At 46.5% G+C, this 18,883-nt stretch carries 16 protein-coding genes; 8 read left to right on the top strand and 8 right to left on the bottom strand.

What is annotated here, in order from left to right; all coding sequences use genetic code 11:
• Positions 1-72: 72 nt before the first annotated feature.
• From SFV55_RS24275 to SFV55_RS24265, 3 genes are all read right to left on the bottom strand, one after another.
• Positions 73-1,470 (bottom strand): Gfo/Idh/MocA family oxidoreductase, encoded by a 1,398-nt coding sequence (locus SFV55_RS24275; protein WP_320032162.1) that lies wholly within the window; start codon positions 1,468-1,470, stop codon positions 73-75.
• Positions 1,471-1,591: 121 nt separating this feature from the next.
• Entirely contained in the window at positions 1,592-3,595 is a 2,004-nt protein-coding gene (locus tag SFV55_RS24270) for a DUF6807 family protein (protein WP_320032161.1), read from the bottom strand.
• A gap of 241 nt (positions 3,596-3,836) precedes the next feature.
• Complete coding sequence (locus SFV55_RS24265; protein WP_320032160.1) at positions 3,837-4,253, bottom strand: hypothetical protein; 417 nt, start codon at positions 4,251-4,253, stop codon at positions 3,837-3,839.
• Between the two features lie 452 nt (positions 4,254-4,705).
• Here SFV55_RS24265 and SFV55_RS24260 point away from each other — a divergent pair, with 452 nt between their 5' ends.
• Positions 4,706-5,524 (top strand): YEATS-associated helix-containing protein, encoded by an 819-nt coding sequence (locus SFV55_RS24260; RefSeq protein WP_320032159.1) that lies wholly within the window; start codon positions 4,706-4,708, stop codon positions 5,522-5,524.
• Positions 5,525-5,621: 97 nt separating this feature from the next.
• Here SFV55_RS24260 and SFV55_RS24255 read toward each other — a convergent pair whose 3' ends face one another.
• The gene (locus SFV55_RS24255; RefSeq protein WP_320032158.1) at positions 5,622-6,254 is read right to left on the bottom strand and encodes a MarC family NAAT transporter; all 633 of its coding nucleotides are present in this window, start codon (positions 6,252-6,254) and stop codon (positions 5,622-5,624) included.
• An 897-nt stretch (positions 6,255-7,151) separates the two neighbouring features.
• Positions 7,152-7,793, bottom strand: coding sequence for an HAD family phosphatase (locus SFV55_RS24250; protein ID WP_320032157.1), 642 nt, complete (start codon positions 7,791-7,793; stop codon positions 7,152-7,154).
• A gap of 74 nt (positions 7,794-7,867) precedes the next feature.
• Between SFV55_RS24250 and SFV55_RS24245 the strand changes: the two genes are divergently transcribed.
• Both SFV55_RS24245 and SFV55_RS24240 read left to right on the top strand, forming a co-directional pair.
• Positions 7,868-8,419: a hypothetical protein gene (locus SFV55_RS24245; RefSeq protein WP_320032156.1), complete on the top strand. Its 552-nt coding sequence runs from the start codon at positions 7,868-7,870 to the stop codon at positions 8,417-8,419.
• Positions 8,420-8,534: 115 nt separating this feature from the next.
• Complete coding sequence (locus SFV55_RS24240; RefSeq protein ID WP_320032155.1) at positions 8,535-9,041, top strand: CARDB domain-containing protein; 507 nt, start codon at positions 8,535-8,537, stop codon at positions 9,039-9,041.
• A 3-nt stretch (positions 9,042-9,044) separates the two neighbouring features.
• Here SFV55_RS24240 and SFV55_RS24235 read toward each other — a convergent pair whose 3' ends face one another.
• Positions 9,045-9,746 carry an SDR family oxidoreductase gene (locus SFV55_RS24235; RefSeq protein WP_320032154.1) on the bottom strand — a complete coding sequence of 234 codons (702 nt, stop codon included), beginning with the start codon at positions 9,744-9,746 and terminating at the stop codon, positions 9,045-9,047.
• A gap of 81 nt (positions 9,747-9,827) precedes the next feature.
• Between SFV55_RS24235 and SFV55_RS24230 the strand changes: the two genes are divergently transcribed.
• The 3 genes from SFV55_RS24230 to SFV55_RS24220 all read left to right on the top strand — a co-directional run bounded on the left by SFV55_RS24230 (position 9,828) and on the right by SFV55_RS24220 (position 12,860).
• On the top strand, positions 9,828-11,372 hold the full coding sequence (locus SFV55_RS24230) for a cryptochrome/photolyase family protein (protein ID WP_320032153.1): 1,545 nt from the start codon (positions 9,828-9,830) through the stop codon (positions 11,370-11,372).
• 128 nt (positions 11,373-11,500) lie between these two features.
• Positions 11,501-12,334 (top strand): 4,5-DOPA dioxygenase extradiol, encoded by an 834-nt coding sequence (gene ygiD / locus SFV55_RS24225; protein WP_413776734.1) that lies wholly within the window; start codon positions 11,501-11,503, stop codon positions 12,332-12,334.
• Positions 12,335-12,386: 52 nt separating this feature from the next.
• Complete coding sequence (locus SFV55_RS24220; RefSeq protein WP_320032151.1) at positions 12,387-12,860, top strand: YbjN domain-containing protein; 474 nt, start codon at positions 12,387-12,389, stop codon at positions 12,858-12,860.
• Here the strand turns inward: SFV55_RS24220 and SFV55_RS24215 are convergent.
• A complete protein-coding gene (locus SFV55_RS24215) occupies positions 12,857-13,792 on the bottom strand; it encodes a hypothetical protein (RefSeq protein ID WP_320032150.1) in 936 nt (311 codons plus the stop codon). The genes SFV55_RS24220 and SFV55_RS24215 overlap by 4 nt on opposite strands.
• 74 nt (positions 13,793-13,866) lie before the next feature.
• Complete coding sequence (locus tag SFV55_RS24210; RefSeq protein WP_320032149.1) at positions 13,867-16,242, bottom strand: beta-L-arabinofuranosidase domain-containing protein; 2,376 nt, start codon at positions 16,240-16,242, stop codon at positions 13,867-13,869.
• 268 nt (positions 16,243-16,510) lie between these two features.
• Here SFV55_RS24210 and SFV55_RS24205 point away from each other — a divergent pair, with 268 nt between their 5' ends.
• A complete protein-coding gene (locus SFV55_RS24205; protein ID WP_320032148.1) occupies positions 16,511-17,644 on the top strand; it encodes an esterase in 1,134 nt (377 codons plus the stop codon).
• 66 nt (positions 17,645-17,710) lie between these two features.
• The gene (locus tag SFV55_RS24200; RefSeq protein ID WP_320032147.1) at positions 17,711-18,781 is read left to right on the top strand and encodes a serine hydrolase; all 1,071 of its coding nucleotides are present in this window, start codon (positions 17,711-17,713) and stop codon (positions 18,779-18,781) included.
• Positions 18,782-18,883 lie beyond the last annotated feature (102 nt).

Below are 18,883 nucleotides of genomic sequence, written 5' to 3'. Positions count from 1 at the left end.
TACCGTCGCGCCGTCGCGTCGTCGCGGTTACAAAAAAAACAAGCAGCGGAGCTGCTTACTACTTAATGTGACTTATTTCACATACTCAGTCCCATATGGAAAACGCTGTGGCCGAGCCAGCAACGCATTTGCCTCATCGTCATTTTTGAAACGTTCATGAACTGGATCCCAATGCAGAGTGCGCTTCAATTTCATGGCCGCGTGAATGAGCAAACAAGCCGAGGTAGAGCGGTGCGCCACCTCTACCGGAGCAATAGTTTGTTGGCCATTTAGAATACAATCCAACCAGTTGCCGTGTTGGTCTGGGGAGTTGTACAGGTGAATTTCTTCGGGCTTGATGACCGATTGTAAAATTTTGGCGTCGCTGGCACTAAAGGCATCCGAGTTTTTAGCACTGCCCGGGTCACTGGCCGTTACACCCACGTTACCCCTCGATACAAAAATCCAGCCTTCGCTGCCTTCAAAACGCACCCCATTCGGGAATGCACCGCTAACTTGCATGTTTACACCATTGGCGTATTTGGCTTCGGCCAAAAAGTCGCCATGGACATTCCAAAGTCCACTCGTGGGGAACTTCGCGTCCGCTTTGATTTCGATTGGGCCTGTGTATTCGGTACCCATGCCCCAGTGGGCAGTGTCGATGTGGTGCGCACCCCAGCCTGTAATCATACCCGCTCCGAATTGTTCACAACGCAGCCAACCCGGACGGTCAAATCCCACTTGTGGATGTACCCTTTTTTCGGTGTAGTACACATATGGCGTAGAACCCAGCCACATCTCGTAATTCAGGTTTTTTGGGATGGGCATTTCTGGCTCCACTTCCCCCCCAGGGTCGCCGGGTAAGCCAATTTTAACGGTATGCAATTTCCCGATGCGGCCGTTGCGCACCAGTTCACAGGCGCGTTTGAACTGTGGCCAGGGATTTTGAGAGCGTTGCTGGCTACCAATTTGGAAAACCACTCCGGATTTGTGCACAGCATCACTCATACTGCGCCCTTCGGCAATGGTCAAGGCTGCCGGTTTTTGCAGGTAAATGTGTTTGCCTGCATAGGCCGCCTCAATCGCGGGTTGAGCATGCCAATGATCGGGTGTACTGACGATTACTGCATCGATCTCTGGATCCATAAGCATTTGACGGTAGTCGTCGTACATTTTGACATTGACGCTGGTTTTTTTCTTATCGGTGTACCATTTTTCGATCCATTTTTTGCCAAACTCCTTGCGATTGCTGTCTATGTCACATACCGCCATCACCCTGGCCTGGTCAAAACGCATGGTATCCGGCAGGTCGTGCCCCATAGCAATCCGGCCAAAACCAATCTGGCCAATTTGAATTTTATTGCTCGGTGCACTTTTGCCCAAGACCGAAGCGGGAACAATGGTAGGCAATACCATCGCCCCAAGCGAACCAGTGATGGTGGTTTTGAGGTATTCGCGGCGGGTCATGCCGCGCTTTTTGTGATTTTGCATGGTTGTAGGTTAAGGAGTTGAAGAGTTTAGGGTTGAAAAGAACGATCACTGAGTCGGTCACTGAGCGTAGTCGAAGTGCCGTCGAAGTGACGGTTCTTTTCAACCCTAAACTCTTCAACTTTTATTCCGTAATGAGTTTATCTGTCGCTTTGCTGTAGTCCAACTTATCACTGCCATCCAGCACCCACAGAATGCCGCCCAGCAGGTGAGTTGTAAAAGTTGGATCCGAGTAGTATTCTTTCTTATGCCCCAGAGCAGTGTACCAGCTACGCCCCAGGCCCTGTTCTTCTGACCAGCAGAGTGGGAACAGTTTCCCAAAGGTTATGCCCGGGTATTCCACTTTTTTATCATCAACAACGCTATTCATGTTTGCGGCAAGCAGGACATGTTTGCCCGGATACAGGTGTTCAAGGTAATAACATTCATCTTCCCAGGCCCAGGTACTGGGCAAATGTAAGGTAGAGGGATGTTGAGGATCGATCACCTGAATCTCAAATTTTTGCAATGGTGGGTGCCGTTTAAATTTGCCACCAAGGGTGCGCCAGAACCAAGGCCATTGTCGCTCCGATCCCGAAGCGGAGTGAATGGCCACCAAACCTCCACCCGCCTGAATATAGCGCTGGAAGGCCAGTTTTTGGGCTTCGGTATCAAAAGTTTCGTTGTTGGTATTCGAAAGGATGATTGCGTGGTATTTGTTGAGGTTGGCCTCGGTGATGAGGGCCGGATTGCTGCTGGTATCCACACTGAATCCGTTTTCGGCACCCAATTTACGAATGGCTACGATCGAACTGGCGATGTTGTCGTGCACATAGCCCTTGCCGTTTTTGGTGTATAGCAACACTTTTTTGTTGGTGTCGAGTTGGCGCAGGATGATTTCGACCTGAGGCGGGTGAGCGTAATCCTGCCAGTATTGCTCCATTTGTTGCTGGCTAATTTCCCCATCGTAAACCAACATTCGGTAGTTTAGGGTGTAAGCCTTGCCGGGCTGAAGCACCCAATCTTGTTCCTGAGCCGGGTTGAAATTGAGGAAAACGTTCTCCTTGCCCTGATTGGCCCCGGTTGCCCAAAGGCGTAGTTGTTCGGGGTAGTTGTGGTTTAACGGGTGAGTCATAAAGAGGATGCCCGATTTGCCAAAACCCGATACCCCACGCGCATCGATCCAGCGGGCACGGGTACCGTTGCCATCGCCTTTGCTCTTACCTTCTGAGGTCAACAAGCGGGCAGTTTTATCATCCCACTTTTCCGTGGCCCGAAAGCCAAAACCTTGATAAGTATAGGCTTTGATGGTAAAAACGCTGTCACTGGCGCAATGGAGAATGGATTGAAAATCGACCAATTGGGGACCATCGTCCGGCCCTGTATTCCACACTTTAATGTTCCACTCTTCCTCCAACGCAACCCTGGAACCCGTTGGACTGGGGGCAGTCAGGTCAACGTGTTCATGTTGGGTGCTGAGGGTGCCCAGTACCGGGCCCTGGGTAACTGCGGGCAAAGAAGGAACTTTTACGGTGCCTTCCCCTTTGTTCAGGTTCCAAAAATCCAGTTTACGACCTTCAAAAACCGTGCTGGTCCAGGGATTCCAAATGCCATAATGGTGGATGTGATCAGGGGGCTGTACGCGGGTCAATACCTCACCTTTCGGTGACCACAAGGGATGGATGAAGCCGCCACGGCGAAAAAGCTCGGATTTGCCTTCGGGCACGTTGGCTTCGGCGTATTGGTACCGCAAGAGATTGCGTTGCTTGCGTTGAAAAACGATGGCTCCTTTTTCCCGGATGGCTACGATGGGGGAAGCAGCTGCACTAGCTGTACCCGTTCGTAGTTCAAATACCCGCTTGGTTCCGGCTGGGGTTGTACCCGTTAAAATCCAGCACAATTGTTTCGTTGTCCCCTGTTCAAACTGAAAAGGAACGGAGATTTTGCCTTTTGGAGTCAATTCCAGAAGCTGAAAAGTACTGGCCGGGAGGGCAACACCGTCCAGATTTAAACTGATTGGGCTGTTTTGGCGCTCAAAATCGCCACTCGCAACGGTAAAAGTCAACAGTGCCCGATCCTGAGCAAAAAGGAGAGAGCTTGAAATGCCGCTTAAAAACAGCAGACAGGCTAATGTGCTGTATTTGTTCATTTATAGTTGTTCTTTTGCCCTATACAGGTAGAAAAATAAAGGTAAAAAAATCAGCAGATCTACTATTGGGTTGACGAAAAATTTAATTTTCACCCTGAACCGCATGCAGGATTATGGCTTTCCAAAAAAAGGATTGGAAAAAGCCAGTGAATCCAATCTATGATAGGGAAAATAAAAACAGTATCGCGAATGCATTTTGCTCCTTCCGCGATACTGTTTTTCATTGAAGCTTGGTTAGGTCTTAATGCGTTCCTCCGTCTTTGGTTTCCTCACAAGCCACAGCCTTTACAGTTATTGTATTGGATCGATAACTGCTTACCCTCCGCAAGGTTGTTTTGTCAATAAAATGGATCATGACGAAGACCTTGTACTCCCCGGACCAAGGTAATGGAACCATCCGGGAAGAAACCGGTGTATCCCATGTTTTGGGGCCATCTGGATGGAGTGCGTACCAAGTGTAGACAACTCCTACATTCAGAGGGGGGGCAAATTTTGGGAACTTGATCACGCCGACATTGGCTTGATTAGATTTGGTGTAACCACAACAGAAAGTGTTGTTGTTGGTGTACCCATTGGTACAGGCGATTTGAAACTCTTGTGCGGATCCTGCGACAACAATGGAACCTAAAAAAACAATCGCAAGAAATAGTTTTCTCATGTTTACGTGTTTAACTCTCTACACAGCGTGGCCGTATAGGTTTTGTTCATGGTTGTTTTCAGTTGCACCTTCAATTACAAATTCTGCTCCTTTGTATTCTTTACATTAGACGTAGAAAGTCACAAAAAGTAATAGGTGTTTGCATACTTATTCGGTTAACTGATTTTTCAACTGTTTCTTAAACAACAGTCGTTCCGAGACTTGATTCGTTTGACACGTATTTGAGCAGACCTAAGGGGAATGGCCTGTATAGAACTTTTACAAAAATGTGACTTTTTTGTTTAGCATGCAACCTTCTAAGCAGTTTTTTTTAGAATTCGGTAGGAAAAACCAGGGTAAAAGGTGTTATATCTCCATGGGTGTCCATTGCTACAGTTTAAATATGTTGTTCAAAGTACTTACTTGTCGTTTTTTCCTGCTATATTCGTAAAAAACACCAAAATTTACAAGCCATGCCAGATTCTTTATCTTTATTGATAGATTCCTTACGCCAAACCATAGCCGATTCTATTTCACAAAGCATCAACGATTCTTTAGAGCGCGTTCAGCCTGCTATTGAAAGCCAATCTGAAGCGGCCTCCCTTGACTGGAATTACGTTTTTACCCTACTTGGCATTATGCTGGTAACGGGTATCTTGGGAGGAACTGCCAATTTCCTTAACTCACCCAAAGAAGAACGCAATTTCTGGCGCAGTATGTTTATGGGACTGGTCGCCACCATTGCCATTCCTTTGTTCCTCAAAGTAGTGGACAGCAATATCCTGAACGACACCAAAGGTGATATCCTCAATTATTTCATTTACGCTGGTTGCTGTGTTGTAGCTGCTTTCTATTCAGCCAGGTTTCTAGAAGGCCTGTCCAGCCGAATCATTCAAAATTTACAGGAAAAAGTGGACCGCACCAGTGCTGCCGTGCAGGAACAGGAAGTGAAAATCAATGAAACTGCCGACAAAACCGACATGATGTTGGATACCCAGATCCCAGACCCCGCACAAGTCACTCCTGAGCCGGAAAACGTTCCGGAATTGGCTACCGAAGATTTAAAATCCCGCAGCATTTTCGAAAATATGCCCGTAACGGCCAATCGTAGTCCTCAGGAAAAGATAGCTGCTACTTTTGCAAAATATCCACTGCAAAAAATCGAATCCATTTGTAAAGTATTGGGCATGAGTCCAGAAGTTGTAAAGCCCATTTTAAGCACCATGGAGCAAGAAGGCAAACTTAAAAAGGTGTTGCATCGGGGCGAAGAGGTATATGCTTTGCAAGGGTAATCGCAATGCGTTGATTGCTTGTCCAAATTTTGGGAATTCGGTTGCAGACAGCCTATTTTCGCTCCCCAAATTTGGACAAGCAATCATGACAAGAGGTTTACTTCATCCCTTCAATCAATTGGATGATGCCAAAAATGATGTATTGAACCCCTAAAGACATAACAATAAAACCCATAATGCGGGAAAGTGCATTCAATCCCGCTTCTCCCAACAGGCGATACAAGTAAGGCGCCGAACGTAAGATCAAATACACCAGGATACCCAAAAAGACGATCACGGCAGCGACTACCAGGTGCGCTTCCCAACTGTTGTTTTCATTGTATTGGGTAATGAGGTAAGAAATGGAGCCAGGGCCCGACAGCAGGGGCATGGCCAATGGTGCAAAAGAAATGTCCTGTTTTTGGAGGGCTTCTTCTTCCACTTCTTTATTGACTGCCCGATTTTCAGCAAACTTGCCGCTGATCAAACCATAACCCGAACTCAAAATCATCACTCCACCCGCAATACGCATGGCACTGATGCGGATGCCAAAAAATTCAAGGATAAGGGTTCCGGCAAAAAAGAAACACAATAAAATGATGGTAAAATAGATCCCGGTGCTGCGGGCAGTTTGGTTGCGCTCTACCGGTGTGTAATTTGGAGTCATCGCCAAAAACACCGGAACTGCACCCAAGGGGTTGACCACTGAAAAAAGGGCACCCAATACGGCAAAAAATAATTCAATCATCATGTGGCAAGAGTTGAGACCTAAAGAGTAGGAGGTAAGGGTATGAAGTTATGCCCTTGCAACCTGTTTAAATCGGCTGAGAAAATAAGCAAAAGAGTGGAAATAAAAAAGGGAAGTCGAGTGACTTCCCATAAAAAACACCTAAAACCCATATTCATATCATGAAAACCTTGCAAAACAAATCACAGGAAAGGCTATACTAAGCCTGTGAACGTGCATTATGCCTGTGGTTTTGGGCAGTTTTAAAGTAAGGGGAGCTTAAAAACTCCCCCTCGAAAAACACCTAAAACCCATATTACAAATTCGTAGAGTTGTGACCTGAGTAGGAAAAAAGGGGGAATTCCTCCCCCACTAAGCACTAAAAACCCTATCTCATGAAAAAACTCTTATTTTTTATTCTCTGTCAAGCTGGATAGTTCAAAAGTGTCCATCGATCGCGCTTCACTTGAGCAAGGTTGAAAAGAAGGGGAAGAATTTAAATCCTCCCCTACCATAACACCTAAACCCATAACCTATCATGAAAAACTTAAGTCTATCTATAAGCTAATCAAGCCTTTGCTTTTTCGCTTGTTTGTATTTTTGACGCAGTTGCATTTTGAAGTCACCCATTTAGAATGATTTTTTTTTCTTTCTTGCTAAAAAAATTTCTAAAGTTGGCCTTCAAAGCTTTTCATTGTGTCAAAAATACACATTCATCAATATGTATGCTTTTTTTGACGCCCCCGCCTCGAAAAGTCACGCGAAGGACGAAATTTTTTTCGTTTAATGGAAACTCAGGAAAAATATTTCGATAAACCGCAGTCAAACAATAGAAATACGCAGCAAAACGAGGTGTTTCGGTTGCTCATCGTTGATTTTCACACTTTTAAGTCATTTGACTACCAAAGAGTGGTGTTTTCACTACAGTAGGTCGTCTAAATCGAGGTAGTTGTCAATAAAGCGCAACACGTTCGGAAACCTAACAAACTCTTCCTGACGATGAGTCGTAGTCACCACGACCACCTGGCATCCGGCCCGATGCGCCGTTTCCACCCCCGTTGGTGAATCTTCAAAAATCAGGCATTCTTCAATGGGCACGCCCATGCCCTGAGCCACCATTTGAAAAACCTGAGGATCAGGTTTGCCTTTGCTAACCATTCCTGAATGAACTACCGTTTGGAAATAATTGCGTAACCCATAGATGTTGTCCAGCACAAAATTGACATTTTCGGCGGGTGCTGCAGTGCCAACTCCCATCGGGATACCTTTGGAATGGACTTTTTGTAAAAAATCGGGTAATCCGTCAATCAATTTTAGTTCCGAGATGAACTGCCTGCGGTAGGCATTTTCTTTTTCCCAGGCGATGCGTTTAAAATCTTCGGGGGTAAAGCGGTCGCCGAAAAGTTTGGCCAAAATTTCCTCGTTTTTGCCGTGAATCGTTTGTCGGACTGTCTCCAACTCCATTTCCAGGCCCAATTCAGCCAGTTTTATTTGCCAGGCGCGGTGGTGTACCATCATGTTGTCCACCATCGTACCGTCCATGTCAAAGATAAATGCTGCCATTTTTTTTGTAGTTGAAGGCACAAATATCTATATTTTGGACACATGTGCAATAACAAACACCAAAACCCGAAACCATGCTTGCCAAACTGCAACAATGGGCCACAGGCCGCAATGTCATCATCTTTGTCATCTTGGATGTCATTTTTATGATGGGCGTAATGCCCTACATGCAATCCTTAATGTCCAAGGCCGCCGGAAAGCCAGTCGTCCCCATTGACCTGAGTATTCCCACCTGGACGCCGGAGCAAGGATTTGCCTTGATTGAATCTTACGGCGACACTGGTCGATCCTTGTATCGAATCATAGATCTGACCGCTGATGTGGTTTACCCGATTATCTATGGCATTGCTTTTGCTTTGTTGCTTACCTTTTTGATGCGCAAAATTGCACCGAGTAACAAGTGGTTGCCCTATCTGGCTTTTTTGCCACTGCTTGCGGTAGTATTTGACTACGCAGAAAATGCGTCGATCATTGCTCTGCTCAATGCCTATCCAACACAATTGATGGGTGTAGCAAAACTGGGTGGTATTTTTACCTTCTTCAAGTGGATACTGGTGTTTGCGACCATCGGAGGGAGTGTGATTGGTCTGATTGTGTGGGGGATTAAGGGATTGGGTAAACGGTAAAATGGACTCAGACTGCTTAGCCCTTATTTGACAGGATTTTCCAGCTATCCCCCTTTATGAGGATGTTTTTGTTGCTGCAAAGCCGCAGTTTTGTTCCAACAAAAACAAACTAGCTATGCGACCCATTTTCCTGCTCATCACACTGTTCTATTGCGCTGTTCAAAGTTTACAAGCCCAAAGCCAGCCCATTCAGTCGCCCAAGTTGGTAGTTCAACCCAAAGTGCGGGCAGTCGACCTAAGCCTCAAACCCGAGTTGAACTTCAATGGTGAACCCCAACAGATTTACCGCTCACCACAATCCCGAGTGGTGCTGCTCACTGTACGCAATACCGGCCCCATAGCCACCGCTAGCTTTGTAATGGAAGTAACCTACAATTGGCGGGTAGATCATGAATCCTTCACTGCCCAAAGCCTGAAAAGAACCCAAAACATCAGCACATTGGCTGCTGGCCAACAAGTACAAGTAGAATTTGTGGTGCCCGATAATTTGATCCACCGCAATGCCCCCTACGGTTCGCCCAATGTCAATCTGAGTTTCAAAATAGACGCCACAAGTGTTGTAGCAGAAATATCCGAAAACAACAATACAGCCAGCTTAAGCCTCCCCATTGTCAACCAATAAAGCTTATACCCTTACTGCGCTCATCCCCCCATCTGCGTGGATGACCTGACCCGTTATCCACGCAGCATCTGCAGTCAACAGGAAGGTAGCCAGGGCCGCTAGTTCGCTGGCGGCTCCTACTCTTTTGAGGGGATGGCGATTGGCGGCAGCTTCCCGTTTTTCATCACTACTCAGCAGGCGTGCGGCCAGCGGAGTGTCGGTCAAAGAAGGAGCAATACAATTCACCCGGATACCTGGAGCCAGTTCGGCCGCAAGGGAGCGAGTCAATCCTTCTACCGCGCCCTTGGCCGCAGCGATGCTGCTGTGAAAAGGCATACCCTGACCTACAGCTACGGTGCTGAACAACAGAATGCTGCTTCCCGGATTCTTTTTCAGGGCTTTGAGTGCAGCCTGAATACTTTTGATGGCACCCATCACATTGATCTCAAAGTCCTCTCTGAAAGCTCCAAGTGGCAGACTGGCAAAAGCCCGCAGATTGATGCTGCCCGGGCAATACACCAAACCCTGTAAATTTTCAGGAATAATGCCAACCGGAATCTCTTCCGTACTCACATCCAGCACATGATGAGTCACCCCTGGCAATTCACTCAATTCGCCCAGGGTACGTGAAATGACGGTGACTTCATCACCTTGTTCCACCAATTTTCGGCATATTTCCAATCCAATTCCGTGGCTTCCACCCACTACCAGGTAATGTTTTGACATGGCTCAATCCTTTTGATATGGTGCTAAGAACAAACTTCGTGACGCTTTGTTTAGAACCAGCAACTCATCGAACCACATCCAATGGCTTACCATACTTTAAGACTCATCTTGGGAGACCAACTCAATGGCCAACATTCCTGGTTACAGAAAAAAGACCCCTCTATTTTGTACGTGTTGATGGAAATTTTGCCTGAAACCCAATACGTTCAGCATCATGTCCAAAAAATTTGTGCCTTTTTCCTCGCCATGCGGGCTTTTGCTGAAAATCTACAGGAAGCAGGCCATTCGGTAAAATATTTCCAACTGGACGACAGCGATAACCAACAAAGTTTTGAGGTGAATTGTCAGGCACTGATTGAAACCCATTCCATCCATAAATTTGAATACCAGCTACCAGACGAATGGCGAGTAGATCAATTGCTGCAATCGTTTTGCCAAAGCCTGCCCATTCCCCACGAGGTTCATGACACTGAACATTTTTTTAGTAGCCGCTACGAACTGGCCAATTTATTCAAGGGAAAAAAGACCTACCTGATGGAAAGTTTTTACCGCAAAATGCGGGAGAAACACCAAATCTTGATGGAGCCAGATGGCAAAACCCCACTTACCGGACGCTGGAATTACGATGCAGAGAACCGCAAAAAAATGCCTGCAACCCAGGTTGTCCCTCCAACCCTGGCCCAATACCGGGATGTGCAGGAACTACTTACTCTTTTGGAAAAAACGGGGGTAAAAACCATCGGGTCAGTTGATCCCACACGGTTTAACTGGCCCATCACCCGAGCTGAGAGTTTGTCCTTGCTGGATCATTTCATCAAAATCCGCCTACGGGCTTTTGGCGCTTACCAGGACGCTATGACCGATCGGGATTGGTTGTTGTTTCACTCCCGCTTGTCCTTCTCCATGAATGTGAAGTTGATTCATCCCCGCGAAGTAGTGGATGCCTGTATCAATTATTGGCAAAAAAATCAGCAAAATGTGTCCTATGCAGCACTGGAAGGTTTTGTCCGACAAATCATCGGTTGGCGGGAATACATGCGCGGAATTTATTGGGCGGAGATGCCCAATTTTGCTCAGCTCAACTACTTTGATCATCAAGCAAAGCTGCCCAACTGGTATTGGACTGGCCAAACCAAAATGCGTTGCCTGGCCCATGCCATCGGCCAATCACTAGACCGAGCTTACGCCCACCACATTCAACGCTTGATGCTTACGGGCAATTTCGCATTGTTACTTGGCGTGCATCCCGATGAGGTAGACGCCTGGTACCTGGGCATATACATCGATGCGATAGAGTGGGTTGAAATTACCAATACCCGGGGCATGAGTCAATTTGCCGATGGTGGCATAGTTGGCACCAAACCTTATGTTTCCAGTGCCAATTACATCCACAAGATGAGCGACCACTGTGGGAAATGCCACTACGATAAGTCCTTGCGTTATGGCCACCAGGCTTGCCCCTTCAATGCCCTTTATTGGGATTTTTATGATCGCCACGCCCCCAAACTGCGCGGCAATCCCCGCATTGGTATGGCTTATCAGGTTTGGGACAAAATGGATGCCGAAGAACGGGGCAAAATTTTAGCCCATGCCGATTGGATCAAAACGGCTGTAGATTCACTTTAGAGCGGCATAATTGACAATTTTTCAAAATTCAATGTATATACAACTATTTTTCATCTCGCAGCGTTTTTACCAAAAACTTGCGCATGAAACGCAAAACATTCATCAAAACTGTATCTGGAGCTGCGCTTATGATGACGATGGGATCTTTCAAAAACTTCCGCGACGAGTTGGAAGAACAGGACGTAAAAATGCCACTTTTGTTTCTGGGCCACGGTTCACCCATGAACGGCATTGAAGACAATCAGTTTAGCCAAAGTTGGAAACAACTGGCGAAAGACATTCCCACGCCAAAGGCGGTTTTGGTGGTGTCGGCGCACTGGCTTACTAGGGGTACCCATGTCACAGCGATGCCCACGCCTAAAACCATTCACGATTTTGGGGGATTTCCCCAAGCCTTGTTCGACGTGCAATACCCTGCCCCTGGCGACCCGGTGCTTGCAGAAAACACCCGCAAACTGATCACCAAAACCGAGGTAGGACTGGATCACGAGTGGGGCCTGGATCACGGCACCTGGACCATCATCAGGCACATGTATCCGGAGGCCAACGTCCCGGTTTTGCAACTGAGCATCGATTATTACAAATCACCCCAGTACCATTACGAACTGATTCAGGAGTTGGCGGAACTGCGCAAAAAAGGCGTACTCATTGTGGGCAGTGGCAATATGGTGCACAACCTGCGTATGGTCGCTTGGGAGCACCTGCAAAAAGAGTCTTACGGCTTCGATTGGGCCATTGAGATGAACGAGGTATTTAAAAAACACATCAGCGATGGCAATCACCAGCCGCTGATCAATTATGAAAATTTGAACAAATCGGCCAAGTTGGCCATTCCTACGCCTGATCACTATTATCCATTGTTGTACATTTTGGGCTTGCAGGATAAAAATGATCCAGTGCAGTTTTTTAACGATAAAGCAGTGGGTGGGTCTTTGACAATGACTTCGGTGAAATTGGGATAATTTTTAAAAAACTCCGATATTGTGGGTATTTCATAATCCAATTGCGACACCCATGGAAAACACACAAAACCCATCCCACCCTGCCGATGTGCAGTACAACAAAGTAGTAGAAATGGTACACTGCTATGCAGAGTCCGTTGGCCTGGATCGGCATACCGTATACAATGCGGAGAAGCTTTTTTGGACCTGGACCAAAGGTAGTGCAACCATCCAGATCATGATCCACAAGCTCAATTACGACAATGGGTCACGGCGGGACTTCATCCGCATCTTCTGCCCGGTAATGGATGTGCCAGCTACCAATCAACTGCTTACGTTTTACCGCCGCTTGTTGGAGTTGAACGATGAAAAATTCGGCATCAAATTCAGCGTCTTACCCAATGCCAATAAGGTGTGGGCCACCTTTGAGCGCGACATCAAAGGCATCGATTTTAATGAACTCTCCACTTTCATCAGTGATTTTGAGCACTGGGCTGATACGCTGGATGATCAGTTGAAAGAGCAGTTTCCGAATTTATTGAACTAAAAATCCACCTGCGTCCTCCCCGTTTTAAAATCGTAGACACAAGAAATACGGCCATCAAAATTCCCCATACAACTTCCGTTGGTTTTGGTGGTTTCGCTCTGTTGGCAATAAGGAAAATAGTAACGGATCGTTTCCATGTTGCGCAAATCCCATTCGGTATTGACCATGGCGATTAGTTCAACGTGGAAGTCCAGTTTTTTGGAAGTCCGTAAAAAGTCCACCACATCAGCGTGGATTTTTTTGCGGACTTCCATTTCTCTTTTTCCACTCAAACTCAGGCTCCCGGGCAAAAATTCAGCTGATCCCGGGTCAGCCAAATCAGCATTGGCAGTAGCGATTGTATTTTCGAAAACCCAGGAATCCTGCCGGTTAACAAAGCGGGCATCCAGAATTTTATCAAACCTTTTTCCCCAGGCCTTGGGGTCCATTACCTTTAAATTCAAGCGGCAGGGTACCATGTTGCGTTGAGCTGCCCAGGCTGCACTAGCTTTCTGAATTTGCTTGATGCGGGAGGTAAAAATCGAGTTAAAAGGCTCTTCATACAGTTGAATCTCCACTGCGTTTTGGGCCAGATTGGTCCCTACTACCACATTTTTGAAGCCATTTTTTTGCAAGGCGTCCAATAAATCGCCCGCCGCTTCAGCGTTTACCTTGGCAGCCTCAAAAGCGCTTTGAATAGCCTCTTTGACCAGGCCGCCTTTTTCCTTTTTGGGCTGATAATCGACCGTAAACTGAATTTTGGGATCAGCAACTGATGCAATGGGAATCAACACCAGGGAGTCGGCAGTATTCACTTCGGTTCCCCCCACAACTTTGTACTGCTTGGGAAACCATTCATCCAGAGCACTTTGCACTTCTGAACTACTTTGATCACTTGTACAAGAAAAAAGAGCATAGGCCAGAGCCAGAGTAAAATAAATATAGTTGCGCATGGCTGTGTAGTTACGAATTTGGAAAGGCAAGAGTACAAAATCTTTGGAAATCCACCTAAATCAGGTTTAAAAAATCAATCCCGCAATATCCTGGCCCCAAAGACCCTGCCCGCCGTTTTTCCGTAATTGGCTTCTACCCGCACCACAATTTTATCCCCGGTGGTCAACATTTCGGCGGGTATCGCATACTCCCGATCGTAAAAACGCCCGGTTTGCCCACCCGTCAAGGTTTCGGTGAGCAGCAATTGCCCATTTACCTTAATGTCGAACTTGCGGTCTTTGTCGTCGCCGATGTAGGTGAACAGCAGGCGGTTTTTACCACTGGTCTGTACCTTCATTTCAAAAGCAAAATAGTGCCCGGTGCGCGCTTCCCGGCCATTGACCCCCAGGGCATCACTTACATAGGAGCGCTCACTGGCTTCCAGTTTGTGGTCGCGTTCGGGTTGCATTTCGCCGATGCGGAAATTGTCGAGGGTTTGAGCTTCGATTTTTTGTTGGCGTTGTTTTTCTGCTTCGTATTCGGCCTGGCGAGCCGTCCATTGTTCGGGGGTGAAATAATCCCAGTATACGCTGTAATATTCTTTATTGCTTTGGAAAAATGGGATCAACACTGGTGCAAGGGGTTTGGCTACCGCCGGGCTCAACTGAAACTTCAAAGTAGCAAGGTCTTCGGGCTGTACCAATTGATCCGCTTTGCGCTCGGCGCTCAAAATCACGGGGGTGCCATACAAGGGGTCGGGCATTTTGTTGCCCAATTGACCCGCCAAAACGATGGGTCCATAGAGGAAGGCAATACGGTTGGGATTGTCGGGCATACTTTCGGTGTAGAGTTGCATGGGCATGTCCAGTTCGAGCACATCGCCGTTTTTCCACTTGCGGCTGATGCTGTAATACCCATTGGCTTGGGCAATGGCTTCGACGGGTTTGCCATTTATTTTAAGTTGCCAGTTGGCGTTCATCCACCAGGGGCGGCGCAGATGCAGACTGAATTTCTGGGCTTTTTTGCCACTAAACTTGACGCTTACTTTCCCACTTTGTGGATAGTTGGTCTCTTGGCGAACGGTCATTCCTTTGGCCTGCCAATTCAATTCGGAAGGAATGAACAGGTTGAGGTAAAGGCCTTGGCCGTCAGCGCTGTGGTAATAAATGCTCTCGTTGTATTTGACGTGGTTTTCCATCCCACTGCCCACACAGCAGGTGAAGGTGCGGAATTCGTCGCTGAACTCCTTTTTGCTACCCATCCGCAAAGGGACAAAGTAAGTCATCATGCCCGTTTCCGGGTTTTGTGAAGCCAAAATATGGTTGTACAAAGCCCGCTCGTAATAATTGGCCAACTCAGCTGTAGGCTCCTGGCAAAAGAGTTGCCGGGTCAGCTTGAGCATGTTGTAGGTATTGCAGGTTTCGCAGGTATTGTCGCTGAGGCGGTCGTTGAGTTTGCCTGCTTCCCCACAGTATTCGTAGTTGCTGTTGCCACCAATGACGTAGCTGTGCTTGTGCACCATCGTTTCCCAAAAAAAGGAGGCAATGGTTTGATCCCGGGTATTGCCAGTCAGCTGGTACTGGCGGGCACTGCCGATGGCTTTGGGTACGTTGGTATTGGAATGTTTGCCAGGCAGTGGGTCGATTTTTTTGGAAAGGGGTTCCATCACAAAGTCATCGAAGAATTTGTAGGAGAGGTCGAGGTACTTTTTTTCGCCCGTAAAAGCATACACGTTGGCCAGGATTTCATTCATGCCGCCATATTCACACTTGAGCATTTTTTGGCGTTGGGCATCGTCGAGTTTGTTGACCACTGATCCCGTCCAGTCTGACATACCTTTGAGCACTTGCAAGGCCTGGTTATTGTTGGTGTACAGGTAGGCATCGGCCAAACCCGCCATCACTTTATGGATGGTGTACCAGGGCGACCAGCCTCCGTTGAGGTCGAAGCCGGAGGAACGGATGTCTCCACGCGCCACCTGAGCAAAAATGCTGTCTTCCTTCGGAATAGCCCCCACGTAACCCGTTTTGCGAGCCTCCTGACAACGCGCCAGTTCCTGCACCAGATAAGTGACTCGCTCCTTGTATTTTTCATCTTTGCTGCCCGCATACATCAATGCGCAAGCGGACAGGTAATGGCCGAGGGTATGCCCCGACAGGCCTTCACTTTCCCAACCGCCGTACACTGGAGCTTTGGTAGGCAAACCTGCATTGGCATAAAAACGATGCAAAAGGCGATCGGACTCTATTTTGAGCAAATAAGCCGCATCTTTTTCCATTGCATTGTAAAATGGACTGCCGGGTAACAGACGTACATCTTCCAATGGAAAGCCATAGGCTTGCAGGGCGATGACAGGTTTGACCTTTATTTTGGATTCTTGGGCGATGGGCACGTAGGATTGGGCAGATAGGGAAAAAGTTTGACCCAAAAGGAAGAGCAGCAGCGTAAAAAAAGGTAGCAGGTTTTTCATACTTCCGGTTTTATGGTTGGGTAAAAGCTGGGAACAAAAATAAAAGTTAAGTTTACATTTTCTCCAAGGCATTTTTCCAGTTTTTTTGGAAAGCTATAAACATGAAAAGTCTTTATCAGGCTCCCTGTTTTCTCAATTAAAAAATTCAATTCAAGGGATATTAGATAAATCAGGCAAAATAGTCGATGGATCAAACAATTAGGGGCTCGCAGAAAACTATATTTCTTCCCACCTTTGTTGTTTACAATCCTACAAAATGATCGTCGTCATGAAAAAAATCAGTTTGCTTCTGCTCTCCTTGCTTACCTGTAGCTTGATAATGGCTCAGGAACTTGGCCAACAACGTGGCCCACAATTCAACTCCCCTGTAGTGGAGGCAGGTAACAAAGTAACCTTTAAAGTTCATTCCTCGAAGGCCCAGTCGGTTACGATCAATGGAAGCTGGATGGGATTTGGCCAGACCACTCCATTGATCAAGGGTGCAGATAATGTATGGTCTGTCACCGTTGGTCCGCTGGAGCCCAGTATGTACCACTACAATTTTTTTATTGATAGTGTAAGTACCATTGACCCCAAAAATGCCCATGCACTGCGGGATGGGGTTCGTTATGCAAGCATGCTCCTTGTACCTGGCGAGGGTTCAAAATTGTTTGAGGTGAATGATGTTGCTCATGGCTCCTTATCACAAGTGTGGTACAACTCCCCTTCGCTCAACCTTACTCGCAGGATGTACGTGTATACGCCGCCCGGATACGATAGCAGCAAGGATAAATATCCTGTATTGTACCTCTTGCACGGCGGCGGTGGAGATGAAGATGCCTGGACTTCCTTGGGACGGGCAAACTATATCCTGGATAACCTCATTGCCCAGGGCAAAGCCAAGCCAATGCTTGTGGTGATGACCAATGGAAATGCTTTTCAGACCTCATCTCTGCGTACTGCACCCAACGCACCCGTAATGACTCGTGAAACATTTATGAAATACGCAGGACTATTTGAAGGGAGCCTGGTCAAGGATGTCATTCCCTACATTGAAAAAAATTACCGCGTAAAAGCCGCCAAGGAAAGCCGGGCGGTTGCTGGCCTATCGATGGGGGGCATGCATACCATCACTGCATCCATTGAATATCCGGAGGTGTTTGGGTACATCGGGGTGTTTAGCAGCGGGATTTTTCAGCCAAGCCCGGATCAAGAGGCCAAATTTATGGCGCTTAAAAAGGCGGGCTTCAACAAATACTGGGTCGCCTGCGGAAAAGATGACTTTGTTATGGAATCCAATAAACGCCTTTTGGATATGCTGAATAAGACCGGAATCAAGCATGAGTATTTTGAAAACGGGGGTGGACATACCTGGGCGAATTGGCGGACTTATTTGAGCCTATTTGCACCGATGTTGTTCTGATGGTCTAATGGACAGAAATAGTTTAAACCATTTGACAAAAAACAAGTCCAATGCAAAAAATTAATCATGAAAAATTGGGCTTGTTTTTTGATGCTTTTTTTATCCGTTGTAAGTTGCAGTAAAGACGATGCTAATGTCCAACCAGCACCAACTGAATCTATGTATTTTCCTTCCAACACAAATTCTTCTTGGGAAACCAAATCCCTTTCAAGTTTGGGTTGGGACCAAAATGCTGTTCAAGCATTAAAAAATTTCCTTGTTCAAAAAAATACAAAATCATTTATGATTCTTGTCAATGGCAGAATTGTAATGGAAGAGTATTTCGATGGACACTCGGCAAGCAGTAACTGGGAATGGAATAGTGCTGGAAAAACCTTGGTAGCCACAACTACTGGAATTGCGCAACAAGAAGGATTGCTGAATATTAACAACAAAGCATCTGATTATCTGGGAACAGCATGGACGAGTATGCCATTGCCAAAAGAAAATTTAATCACTGTAAGACATTTGCTAACAATGACCTCAGGTAATGATGACACAAAGCAATATGTGATTAAATCAAATTTGACCTATGTCGCTGATGCAGGAACCAGATGGGCTTATAGTAATGTTTTCCAGAAATTGACAGATGTAGTTGCCAAGTCAAGCAAGAAATCCTTTGAACCCTATTTCAATGAAAAATTGAAGCACAAAATAGGAATGGACGGATATTGGAATTTTGGGACAATTTTCACGGTTTACCACAGTACCACAAAAAGTATGGCAAGATTTGGCCTTTTGGCTTTGAATAAAGGAAAATGGAATGGTGAACAAATCATCAATGAGGCATTTTTTAACGAAAGCATTTCCACCTCTCAAAACATCAATCCTTCTTATGGGTACTTATGGTGGCTAAACGGGAAAGCGAGTTTTATGATTCCTGGCGAACAAACCGTCTATCCAGGATATTTAGTGCCAAATGCACCAGCGGATATGTACGCTGCCATGGGCGCCAATGATCAACGCATTTATGTGGTTCCGAGTAAAAAAATGGTGGTCATAAGAATGGGTGAAGCATCAGACCCTACAAATCCCAATTTTGCTGTATCCGGTTTTGATGATGCACTTTGGGAAAAAATCAGAGCCGTGATCAAATAGGAAAAGACTTTAGCAACAACGCCAATAAAACCAAAAGAGCAAGGCTTACAACAAGTTAGCATAACGCTTCATTAGTAACACACATTACGCAGCAAGCAGCTT

Origin of the sequence: Haliscomenobacter sp. (assembly GCF_033763495.1) — a bacterium.
Classification (GTDB): domain Bacteria; phylum Bacteroidota; class Bacteroidia; order Chitinophagales; family Saprospiraceae; genus Haliscomenobacter.
This window is presented reverse-complemented; position numbering and strand designations above follow the sequence as displayed.